We start from the raw sequence: 10,797 nt of genomic DNA on the forward strand, positions 1-10,797 counted from the left end.
TGAATGTCAACCCATATTGCCATAAAAGCACGCGGAAAGCGACTTGTCCAGCGCCCCGCGCAGCGGGCCTGTCAACGGTCAATGCTGCTTGTCGTCGTTGAACTGCTGCGCCAGGGATTGCAGGGGCGCCACGGTCAGGCCGCCGCGGCTCACGTGCTCGGGGATGGCCACGCGCACGGGCTTGCTTTGCATGTTGGTGGACGACAGCACATTCGTGGTGGTCTCCGGCGCCGCATTCCACACGGGGTCGACGATGCCTTCGAACACATGTTTCAATTGTTCGCCCCACGTATCGCGGATCATGCGGAAATACTGGTTCTTTTCATCGATGGTGACGAAGCGCGTGACGGCCAGGCTGCCCGTCTCGTAGACGAGCAAGTCCAGCGGCAAGCCGACGGAAATGTTCGAGCGCAAAGTGGAATCCATGGAAATGAGCGCGCACTTGGCCGCCTCGTCCAGGCGCGTGAACGGGTTGATGACCCGGTCGATGATGGGCTTGCCGTATTTCGCTTCGCCGATCTGGAAATACGTGTTTTCATCGTGCGATTCGATGAAATTGCCGGCCGAATACACCTGGAACAAGCGGCAGCGCTCGGCGCCTATCTGGCCCCCGAGAATGATGCTGACATTGAAATCGATGCCGCAGTCGGCCAGCGCCTTCGCTTCGCGCAGGTGCACGGTGCGCACGGCTTCACCCACGATGCGGGCCGCGTCGTACATGCTGGCCACGTTCCAGATGCTGCGCCCGTCCGCATCCACGTGTTCGGACACGATCTGGCGGATCGCCTGCGAGATCGACAAGTTGCCGGCCGTCATCAAGACCAGCATGCGGTCGCCCGGGTTTTCGAACACGCTCATCTTGCGGAAGGTGCCCACCTGGTCCACGCCGGCGTTGGTGCGGGAGTCGGACAGGAAGACCAGGCCTTCGTTCAGGCGCATGCCTATGCAATAAGTCATCGTCGTAAATCAAATCAAAAGGGGAAGCATTTTACACCAGCCGGGCCCGGCCTACCGCCTGCAAGGCCCGGCCAGCCTCATTCCTGCCCGTTTACACGGGCACGATCTGCACATCGACTCGTAATGTTTCCGTGCCGCCACCCTGGCGCACGCCCCGCACGGGCGCGGCCGAATCGTAGTCGCGTCCGATGGCCAGGCGGCAATACGCATCCGTCATCAGCCGCGCATGCGTGACGTCGATGCTGACCCAGCCCGCGAAATCCGTGTCTTCCGCCCAGGCGTCGACCCAGGCATGGCTGGCCGCGTGGCCCGTCGTGCCCGGATCGATATAGCCGGACACGTAACGGGCCGGGATGCCCCAGGCGTGGCAGCACGCCAGGAACAGATGGGCGTGGTCCTGGCACACGCCGCGCCCCAGGGCCAGGGCGTCGCCGGCCGTGGTGGTGACCATGGTGGCGCCGCTTTCATACGCGACCTTGCCGACGATGTGCTCGGCCAGGCGCAGCAGATGGCCCGTGCCGGCCGTCACGCGCCGGTCCGGCAGGCTGGCGGCCGTCAGCTCGAGGATGGCGGGGTTGGCCTGGGTCAGCGGCGTCGGCATGGTAAACAATAGCGGCGACAGGGTATCGACCAGGTTCAGCCGTCCCTTGTGCGGGTAGATGGTTTCCACCACGCCGTGCGCCACCAGGCTCAGCGACTGATGGCTGCCGTTAATCGTCAGCATGTGCGACAGATTGCCGTAGGCATCCGTGTAGGCGTGGCACTGGCCCGGCGTGGAGATATGCCAGGACAGGGCGCGCTGCTGCGGCTCGATACGCGGCGTCAGGTGCAGCTGCTGGATGGTGTAGGCCAGCGGCGCACTATAGGCGTAATGGGTTTCGTGGCGGATGGTGAGCTGCATCAGGCCGCCAAGGGAACGAGGAAGTCGCGGCTGACCCGGTTGCCCAGGTCATAGATGTTTTCCAGAAATTCCGTCAATGTATGGTGCAAGCCCGCCTTCATGATGTCGTCGATATGGCCGAATTTCAGCTCCGCATGCAATTTGCCGGCGAAACGCTCCGTATCGGCGGACACGTCGTTGCGGATATGTTTCAGGTTTTCCACCACGTCATCCATGCAGGCCAAGAGCGACCTGGGCATGTCGCCGCGCAGCATCAGCAATTCCGCCACCCGTGCCGGCGTGATCACGTCGCGGTAGACCTTGCGGTATATCTCGAAGCCGGAAACGGAGCGCAGCAGGGCCGCCCAGTAGTAGAAATCGCGCTGGGTGATGTCTTTCGACGTGTCGCGCGCGCCGTGGAACTTCACGTCGAGGATGCGCGCCGTGTTGTCGGCCCGCTCCAGGAAGGTGCCCAGGCGGATGAAGTGGATGGCTTCATCCTTGAGCATGGTGCCCAGGGTCACGCCGCGCGACAGGTGCGAGCGGTATTTCACCCATTCGAAGAACTGGCTGGGGTCCGTTTCCAGCAGATTGCTCTTCAGGCGCTTTTGCATGTCGAGCCAGGTGGCGTTCTGGATTTCCCACACTTCCGTCGTCAAGGTGCCACGCACGGCGCGGGCGTTTTCGCGCGCGCCCGTCAGGCAGGCGAGGATGGAAGACGGGTTGTTCGGGTCGCGCACCATGAAGTCGAGCACGTCGCGCGTGTGGAAGCGGCCATATTTGTGGTCGTACGCGCTTTGCAGCTCGGAAATACCCAGGGTGGCGCGCCAGCCCTGTTCCGCGTCCTGCTCGGACTGGGGCAGCATCGACGTCTGCATGTTGACGTCCAGCATGCGCGCCGTGTTTTCCGCCCGCTCCGTGTAGCGGGCCATCCAGAACAAATGATCGGCGGTGCGGCTCAGCATGTTTTTTCTCCTGCAAAAGCGGATGTGGCTTCCAATACCCAGGTATCCTTGGTGCCGCCCCCTTGCGAGGAATTGACCACCAGCGAGCCTTCGCCGAGGGCCACGCGGGTCAGGCCGCCCGGCACCATGGAAATTGTCTTGCCGGACAGCACGAACGGGCGCAAATCGATGTGGCGCGGCGCAATGCCGGCCTCGACATACGTGGGGCAGGCGGACAGGGCAAGTGTCGGCTGGGCAATGTAGCCGCCCGGATTGGCCAGCAGGCGCTGGCGGAAATCCTCGAGTTGCGCCAGGCTGGACGCCGGCCCCACCAGCATGCCGTAGCCGCCCGCGCCATGCACTTCCTTCACCACGAGTTTGGGCAAATTCGCCAGCACGTAGGACAAATCGGCCGGTTTGCGGCATTGGTACGTGGGCACGTTGTTCAATATCGGTTCCTGCGACAAGTAAAACTTGATCATGTCGGGCACAAAAGGATAGATGGACTTGTCGTCGGCCACGCCCGTGCCGATGGCGTTCGCCAGGGTCACGCGTCCCGCGCGGTACACGGACAGCAGGCCCGGCACGCCCAGCGACGAGTCCGAGCGGAAGGCCAGCGGGTCGAGGAAGTCGTCGTCCACGCGGCGGTAGATGACGTCGACCCTCTTCGGGCCCCGCGTCGTGCGCATGTACACGGAATTATCGTTGACAAACAAATCCTTGCCTTCGACCAGTTCCACGCCCATTTGTTGGGCCAGGAAGGCGTGTTCGAAGTAGGCGGAGTTGTACATGCCGGGCGTCATGACGACGACGGTCGGGTCGTCCACGCCCATGGGCGCGACGGAACGCAGGTTGTCGAGCAGCATGTCCGGATAATGGTCGACGGGGGCGATGCGGTTGCGGGCGAACAGTTCCGGGAACAGCCGCATCATCATCTTGCGGTCTTCCAGCATGTAGGACACGCCGGAGGGCACGCGCAAATTGTCTTCCAGTACATAGAATTCGCCCTGGCCGGCGCGCACGATATCGACGCCCGCGATGTGGGCGTAGATGTCGGAAGCGACGGATATACCCTGCATTTCCGGGCGGTACTGGGCATTCTTGTAGATTTGCTCGGCGGGAATAATGCCCGCCTTGATGATGTTTTGTTCATGATAAATATCATGGATGAACATGTTCAAGGCTTGCACGCGCTGCACCAGGCCCGTCTGCATCTGCGCCCATTCGGCGGCGGGGATGATGCGGGGGATGGTGTCGAACGGAATCAGGCGTTCCGTGCCGGCATCGTCGCCATACACGGCGAACGTGATGCCGACCCGGCGGAACGTGAGGTCGGCTTCGGCCCGCTTGCGGGCGATGGTCTCGGGCGATTGCTGTTCCAGCCAATTGCTGAATTCACGATAGTGTTCACGTACCTTGCTGTCCGTACCCACTTCATTTGCAGTCATTTCATTGAAAAAATTTGCCATGTTGTGATTTCCCTTGAGCCGTGTCTGGGTATAGCTCAGCAGGAAGCGTGCCAACAGGGCGGACGTGAACAGGTGTAAATATGACCACTTTTGTGGCGTCACGCCATTCCTTGCACCAACTCGGTGCGCTAGGCGCCACTCTTGGGGACGTCGGCGGACGGGACGAAGGGGCGGCAATCGACGGGCACGTCGAAGATGAAGCTGGTGCCCGTTTCGGACGCGCTGTCGACGGCGATGCTGCCGCCGTGGCTTTCGGCCACGCTTTGCACGAAGGGCAGGCCGATGCCCCAGCCTGGCGCGGGGTTGTCGTTTTCGCGGCGCAAGTAGTCGAAGATGCGGGCGGCCTGTTCCGGCGCGATGGCCTGGCCGCCATTGTGGACGGTGACGATCAGGCGTTCGTGGACCGCTTCCACGTGCACGCTGATGGGCGTGTCGTCGCCATACTTGAGGGCATTGCCGAGCAGGTTTTCCAGCGCCCGCCGCAGCGAGTTCTCGCACCACCAGCCGGTGACCGCTTGCCCGCTGACCCGGCATTTGTCCGGCCGCTGCAAGTTGACCTGGCCGGCCACGGCGTGTACCAGCGGCAGCACGTCGAATTGGCTCAGCACCAGCGGCAGTTGCTGGCCCTGGTGGTAGCTGAGGCCATCGAGCAATTCCTCGATCATGCTGTCGAGCCGCTTGCTGTGCTCGACAATCTTGTGCGCCAGCAATACTACCCGCTCCGGGTCGGTTGGCCTGAACAACAGCTGGGCGCTCGTGCTGATGACGGCCAAGGGATTGCGCATGTCGTGCGACAGGCCGGCCGCGACGCGGCGCCGGAAGCTTTCATGCATGCTGGTAAATTCGCGTATCGATTCGCGGATGCCCACGTCGATCGACTTGTTGATCACTTGCCAATCCTTGCTGCGCAGGGTGATGCCGGACTCATGCGCAGTGGCGGCGAAGCAGTCGCGGAAGATCTGGTACTCCTGGATCACCTGTTCCGGGCCGTAATTGGTCATGCGCGCCCGTTCGTTGCCATGCACGGCGGGCACGTTGCTGTTGCTGGCGGCGTTGTCGCGCGGGTGGCCGGGGGTGAGGGCTTCGGCCAGGTTGTCGAAAAAGGCCGGCAAGGTATTGATGAGTATGGGCGTGAGCAGCTGGTCTGCGCCGCGCACGCTGGCGCGCACGCGCTGTTCCCAAGCCTCGAGGACGGCGTCGCGCATGGCGAAGATGCGCTGCGCGCGCTGCAATGGCTGGTGCGCGCCGGCCTGGCGACCCACGTGCTGATCCGTGCTGATGCTCACCTGGCCTCCCTGACCGCAGTGACTATGCTTGCAATAGTATGCGCCTAATCAGCCGGCGGGGAAACGCTTTATTGTCCAGTATCGGCCTGGCGCAAGGCCGCATACAGGCGGGAAAGCGAGGCTGACCACTCGGTCAGCGAAAAGTTCTGTGGGTCATCATGACCATTCGCAAACCCTGTATCGAGCACGGCGTGGAAGGCGGGAATCAGCCACGTTCCCTTGCGCACGCTGGCGGCGATATACAGCAGGGCCAGGCGGTCGTATTGCGCAGGCGTAAAGCCGGGATCGGGCGCCAGGCCATCGTTGCCCTTGCCGCCGCCGGGCACGGAGTTGCGCGGTTGCACCAGTTCCACGTGCAGGAACAGGCCCGTCAGCGACGGCTTGTCCTTTTCCAGCTTGCTGGCAAAGCTGGCCGTGCCGAAATCGCGCACCTGCAAGGAACCGCCCAGGCGGTTCACGTAGACATGGCCTTTCGGACCGCCGCCCAGCGCCGGATTGCGCAAGCTGAAGTCGTTGAAATCCCAGCTCGCGTCGTTGATGTGGTCGGGAATGGTTTCTAACAAGAAATTCGGGTAGCTGGTGTCGTGGATGACGAAATAGCGCGCCATCGGCGCGGCCAGCCGGCCCACGGCGCGCGACAGGGGCGCATCGACGGCGCCGCCCACGTCCGCCTCGGCGATGCCCTGTTCCGCCAGCCAGGCGCGCAGGCGGGCCGGGGCGATGCCCGCGCGCTGGCCGATGCGGGCGGCCAGAAAGTCCGGCAGCGGCGCGCTGTCGCCCAGGCGCGCATACAGCTTGACGGGACGCAGCAGGCACGTGGCTTGCGCCAGCGCATCGCCCTTGAAGCCGCTTTTCCAGGCGGCGTACGGGCAGGCGGCTTGTTTTTGGGCAGCGGCCGGCAGGGACAGGCAAAGCAACAGCAGCAGGGCAGGGAGTCGTTTCATGTCGGCATTGTCGCCGAAGCGCGCCTTGCGGCACAGGCGCACACATGAAAAAAAGCTGCCCGAAGGCAGCTTTTCATCGTGCGACAGGCGCGCGGTCTTTAAAACGCCACGCTGGCCGACACGACCACGGTGCGCGGCGCGGCCAGCACCAGCGAGCCGATATTGAAGGACGACACGGCCGACGACCAGTAATTGCGGTCCGTCACGTTGTCCACGCGGGCGCGCAAGGTCACGTCACGGCCTGCCACTTGCGTCAGGTAGCGCGCGCCGATGTCGAGGCGGGTCCACGATGGCAGTTGCCGGGTGTTGGCCAGGTCAGCGTATTGCGTCGAGGTGTAGATGGTGCGGGCGTTCAGGGTCAGGCCTGGCGCGCCGGGCACGTCCCATTCGCCGCCCACACTCATCTGCGTTTCCGGTGCGCCGATGGGTTTCTTGCCATTGTTGGCGGCCACGCCGGTATTGCTGAGCTTTGCATCGAGCCAGGTCAAGCCACCCAGCAGGCGCACGCCCTGCATCGGCGTGCCGAAAATCGACAATTCCAGGCCGCGGTTGCGTTGCTCGCCATCAAGTTCGGCCCGCTTGCCGAGCACGGCCAGCAAAGGCTTGCTTGTCGTGAACAGGGCCGCGCTCATGCCCAGCTTGCCGCCGTCATACTTGACGCCGATTTCCTTCTGCTTCGATTTATACGGCGCAAACACCTCGCCCATGTTCTCAACATTGACCTGCTGGCCGTTTTCCAGATACGTTCCCGTGGCCGTCGGTCCCTTGACCAGCGCCTCGATGTAGTTGGCGTACAGCGACACGTCCTTGCTGGCCTTGAAGACGATGCCCGCCACGGGCGTCGTGGCGCTCTCGTCATAGGCCTTGCCTTGCGGCGCCGAGGTGTTGTAGTCGTAAGCGGCATCCTTGATCTGCTGGCGGCGCGCACCCACGGTCAGCAGCAGCTTGTCGTCGAGGAAGGCCATGGTGTCGGCCAGGGCGTAGCTGTTGAGGATGGTTTTCTGGGTGATGCGCGGGTCGCTCATGATGCCGCCCGTGTAGGGCGCCGGCGGCGCCGTCACGTCGACCGGGGCGTAAATGTTGGTGGCAAACTTGTCGCCGATCGCAAACGCGTTCTTCGCTTCATTCCAGTGCCCGGACCAGCTGGCCACCAGGGTGTGCTTGACGGCGCCCGTAACGAGCTTGCCGCGAATGCCCAGTTCGCCCGTGCGGATTTCTTGCTTGCGGGCATTGTCGAAGCGTGACACCGTGGCGTCGCCATTGATCGAAGTCAACGTCGGCTCGGCCAGGCTGTTGGCTTCCTTGGTCGAGCGGGAGCCAAATGCGGCCCAGGCCACGACATCCTTGGCCAGATCCACTTCGGCGCGCGCCGTGCCGAACACATCGTGTTCCTTGGAATAGCTCCACGGCTGGGCAAAGTTCTTTGACGCATCGGGTGCGGAGGGCAGCACGGCCACGCTGCCAATGCCGACGGACGGGCGCGGCGATGCCAGGTCGAAATTCTGGTAGCCGGCGTCGGCCGACAGGCGGTAGCCGCTGCCGCGGTAGTCGAGGCCGACCGAGAACATGCCCACGTCGTGGTCTTCGCGCTTGATGCCGGTCTCGCCCTGGCGCTTGGCGGCGTTGACGCGCACGCCGAATTCCTGGCGCTCGCCAAAGCGGCGCGCCACGTCGATGGCTGCATAGGCGTGGCCGCCCGATTCCACGCCCACCGTCAATTCCGTCAGCGGCGCATTGCCGGCGCGCTTGGGCATCAGGTTGATGGCGCCGCCGATGCCGCTGCCGCCCGGCGCCGCGCCATTCAGGAAGGCGCTGGCGCCACGGAACACTTCCACGCGCTCGAGCAATTCCGGCGATACATATTGACGGGGCAACACGCCGTACAGGCCGTTATACGCCACGTCGTCGGAATCGAGGGCGAAGCCGCGGATCACATACACTTCCTGGAAATTGCCATAGCCGCGCGACATGCGCACGGCCGGATCGCTCTGCAGCAAGTCGCCCACGCTGCGCGCTTGCTGATCGGCAATGAATTGCTGCGTGTAACTGGTGCTGCCGAATGGCGAATCCATCATGTCCACGGCACCGAGGATGCCCATGCGCCCGCCGCGCGCCACCTGGCCACCCGCATACGCCTTCGACAACCCTTCCGCCGACGCATCGGCCGAGGCATTGACGACTACCGTGGGCATGGTTTGCGCGTCGCCGGCCGGCGCGGTGGTGGTGGCTTGGGCGTGGGCGGCGGCGCTGGCCAGCAGGAAGGCGGCCAGGGCGAACGGGGTAGGGACGAGGTGGAAGGTGCGCATGGAGTTATCTGGATATTAATGAGAATGATTATCATTATATTCCAGCGTGGCGCAGCACGTGGGAAAGTGTGAGAAAGCGGGCAAAAATGTCGCCATTCGTACAACACCGGGCAGGCCAGGGTGCTGGAATCTGGCGGAAAAAGGCGCGCCAGGCGATACCTTGTGGATTTATTAATGCACATATTCAAGTTTCGCTAAAATAGGCCATCGCGCCCCGCGCCCACAGGACACCGCATGCCATTGCTTCGCCATTTACCGTCCGCTTCCATGCGCATGCGCATACGGGACGGCTTGAGCCTGAAAGGCGCGGCCGTCGCGCTGATCCTGGCCATGCACGTGCTGGGCCTGTATTTCCTGCTCCTGCCGGCGCGGCAACTCAAGCAATACACGGAAGTGGCATTCATGACCTTGCTGCCGCCCCGTGCGCTGCCGCAGACGCCGCCGATGGCCTTGCCGATGCCCATGCCGGCTCCTGCGCCGCGCGCGCGGGCTGTCGCGCCGCCCGCCGCGCCGCCCGTCTTCTTCGCGCCGCCGCCCGTGGCGGCCGAAGCGATCACCGTACCGGCCGAGGAATTTCCCGCCGCGCCGGCCACGGCGCCTGCCACGGCCGACTTGCTCACGCGCGCCCGGCTGGCGGCGGGCGCCGCCGACAAGGCCCTGCGCGGCGAACGCAGGCAAGACCAGCCGTGGCTGGCCGCTGCCGACCTCAAAAGCGAAAGCACCTTCCAGAAACTGGTCGCCTCCGCCTGGCGCGGCGGCCCCGTCATCCGCGTGGAGGACTACCTGACGGCCGACGGCCGGCCCGCCACGCGCGTCGTCAGCGCCGGCGGCGCCACGTGCTTTGGCATGGCCGAGAATCCGGGCTCGGGCGCCGACCCGGCCAGGACGGGCGGCAAGGTCAAACGCGTGCCTTGCCCGGGCTAAAGTTTCCAAGCGGTACACGGTTGGTACACGGTTTTCACGGCATACGGGGCGCTCAGCCCCGGCCGGTTCCCAAATATGCTAAGTTGCGTCTGCTAATCCTGTCGACACCAACCTGGACGCCCATGCTCCCCGAACTCCTCATCCTCGCTCCCAGCCCTTCGGCCGCCGTCAACGCGCAGCTGGAGCAACACTACACCTGCCACCACGCCTGGCAAGTGCCTGCGAACGAGCGCCACGCCTGGCTGGCCCAGCGCGCTTCGGCCATCCGCGGGGTCGTCACGACGGGCGCGCTGGGCTTGAATGCCGCCGACATGGCCTTGCTGCCGAAGCTGGAAATCGTCGCCGTCAATGGCGTGGGGCTCGACGGCGTGGCGCTGGACGTGGCGCGCGAACGGGGCATCGCCGTCACCACCACGCCGAACGTGCTGACCGATGACGTGGCCGACGTGGCGCTGGCCTTGCTGCTGGCCAGCGCGCGGCATATCGTGGCGCTCGACCGTTTCGTGCGCGACGGCGGCTGGGAGCGCCGCGAGGCCATCGCCCCCGCATCCAGCCTGCGCGGCAAGACGGCCGGCATCTTCGGTTTCGGCCAGATCGGGCAAGCCATCGCCCTGCGCCTGGCCGCGTTTGGCGTCAAGGTGCGCTACTTCCAGCCGCGCGCCATTCCCGGCACGAGCGTGCCGCGCGCCGCATCGCTGCTGGCCCTGGCGCAGGAAAGCGACTATCTGATCGTCTGCGCGCCGGGCACCCCGGCCACGCGCAAGATCGTCGAGCGCAGCGTGCTCGACGCGCTCGGCCCGCAAGGCACGCTGATCAATATCGCCCGCGGCGCGCTGATCGACGAAGATGCGCTGATCGCCGCCTTGCAGGATGGCCGCCTGGGCGCGGCCGGCCTCGACGTGTTCGCGGACGAACCGCGCGTGCCAGCCGCCTTGCGCGCCTTGCCGAACGTGGTGCTCACGCCGCACGTGGGCAGCCTGACCGTGGAAACGCGGCACGCCATGGGCCAGCTGGTGCTGGACAATCTGCAAGCCCACTTTGCCGGCTTGCCGCTGCTCACGCCCGTGCCCTGACGCCGCGCCGCCGC

General features: G+C 64.6%; 9 protein-coding genes. 2 read left to right on the forward strand and 7 right to left on the reverse strand.

The annotated features are described in order from the left end of the window. Window positions 1-78: 78 nt before the first annotated feature. The 7 genes from O3299_RS06620 to O3299_RS06650 all read right to left on the reverse strand — a co-directional run bounded on the left by O3299_RS06620 (window position 79) and on the right by O3299_RS06650 (window position 8,786). Complete coding sequence (locus O3299_RS06620) at window positions 79-957, reverse strand: peptidase (protein WP_305061851.1); 879 nt, start codon at window positions 955-957, stop codon at window positions 79-81. Window positions 958-1,048: 91 nt separating this feature from the next. Beyond that, window positions 1,049-1,858, reverse strand: a complete 810-nt coding sequence (locus O3299_RS06625) for a transglutaminase family protein (RefSeq protein ID WP_077404315.1) — start codon at window positions 1,856-1,858, stop codon at window positions 1,049-1,051. Then, window positions 1,858-2,802, reverse strand: coding sequence for an alpha-E domain-containing protein (locus O3299_RS06630; protein WP_034787425.1), 945 nt, complete (start codon window positions 2,800-2,802; stop codon window positions 1,858-1,860). Before O3299_RS06630 ends, O3299_RS06625 begins: the two co-directional genes overlap by 1 nt. Next, complete coding sequence (locus O3299_RS06635; protein ID WP_305051913.1) at window positions 2,796-4,250, reverse strand: circularly permuted type 2 ATP-grasp protein; 1,455 nt, start codon at window positions 4,248-4,250, stop codon at window positions 2,796-2,798. Before O3299_RS06635 ends, O3299_RS06630 begins: the two co-directional genes overlap by 7 nt. A 128-nt stretch (window positions 4,251-4,378) precedes the next feature. Further along, window positions 4,379-5,536 (reverse strand): sensor histidine kinase KdpD, encoded by a 1,158-nt coding sequence (locus O3299_RS06640; RefSeq protein WP_305051914.1) that lies wholly within the window; start codon window positions 5,534-5,536, stop codon window positions 4,379-4,381. 68 nt (window positions 5,537-5,604) lie between these two features. Beyond that, window positions 5,605-6,480: a hypothetical protein gene (locus O3299_RS06645; protein ID WP_305061852.1), complete on the reverse strand. Its 876-nt coding sequence runs from the start codon at window positions 6,478-6,480 to the stop codon at window positions 5,605-5,607. Between the two features lie 98 nt (window positions 6,481-6,578). Continuing rightward, the gene (locus O3299_RS06650; protein WP_305061854.1) at window positions 6,579-8,786 is read right to left on the reverse strand and encodes a TonB-dependent siderophore receptor; all 2,208 of its coding nucleotides are present in this window, start codon (window positions 8,784-8,786) and stop codon (window positions 6,579-6,581) included. Window positions 8,787-9,020: 234 nt separating this feature from the next. Here O3299_RS06650 and O3299_RS06655 point away from each other — a divergent pair, with 234 nt between their 5' ends. Next, the gene (locus O3299_RS06655; RefSeq protein WP_305061855.1) at window positions 9,021-9,710 is read left to right on the forward strand and encodes a hypothetical protein; all 690 of its coding nucleotides are present in this window, start codon (window positions 9,021-9,023) and stop codon (window positions 9,708-9,710) included. Between the two features lie 122 nt (window positions 9,711-9,832). Further along, window positions 9,833-10,783 (forward strand): 2-hydroxyacid dehydrogenase, encoded by a 951-nt coding sequence (locus tag O3299_RS06660; protein ID WP_305061856.1) that lies wholly within the window; start codon window positions 9,833-9,835, stop codon window positions 10,781-10,783. The last annotated feature ends 14 nt before the right edge of the window (window positions 10,784-10,797 follow it).

This window comes from Janthinobacterium sp. SUN176 (genome assembly GCF_030587335.1).
In the GTDB taxonomy this organism is placed as follows: domain Bacteria; phylum Pseudomonadota; class Gammaproteobacteria; order Burkholderiales; family Burkholderiaceae_D; genus Janthinobacterium; species Janthinobacterium kumbetense.

What these genes read in the sequence shown, in the direction of transcription:
- O3299_RS06620 (WP_305061851.1), bottom strand. Translation starts at nt 957, where the DNA reads ATGACTTATTGCATAGGCATGCGCCTGAACGAAGGCCTGGTCTTCCTG.
- O3299_RS06625 (WP_077404315.1), bottom strand. Translation starts at nt 1,858, where the DNA reads ATGCAGCTCACCATCCGCCACGAAACCCATTACGCCTATAGTGCGCCG.
- O3299_RS06630 (WP_034787425.1), bottom strand. Translation starts at nt 2,802, where the DNA reads ATGCTGAGCCGCACCGCCGATCATTTGTTCTGGATGGCCCGCTACACG.
- O3299_RS06635 (WP_305051913.1), bottom strand. Translation starts at nt 4,250, where the DNA reads ATGGCAAATTTTTTCAATGAAATGACTGCAAATGAAGTGGGTACGGAC.
- O3299_RS06645 (WP_305061852.1), bottom strand. Translation starts at nt 6,480, where the DNA reads ATGAAACGACTCCCTGCCCTGCTGCTGTTGCTTTGCCTGTCCCTGCCG.
- O3299_RS06650 (WP_305061854.1), bottom strand. Translation starts at nt 8,786, where the DNA reads ATGCGCACCTTCCACCTCGTCCCTACCCCGTTCGCCCTGGCCGCCTTC.
- O3299_RS06655 (WP_305061855.1), top strand. Translation starts at nt 9,021, where the DNA reads ATGCCATTGCTTCGCCATTTACCGTCCGCTTCCATGCGCATGCGCATA.
- O3299_RS06660 (WP_305061856.1), top strand. Translation starts at nt 9,833, where the DNA reads ATGCTCCCCGAACTCCTCATCCTCGCTCCCAGCCCTTCGGCCGCCGTC.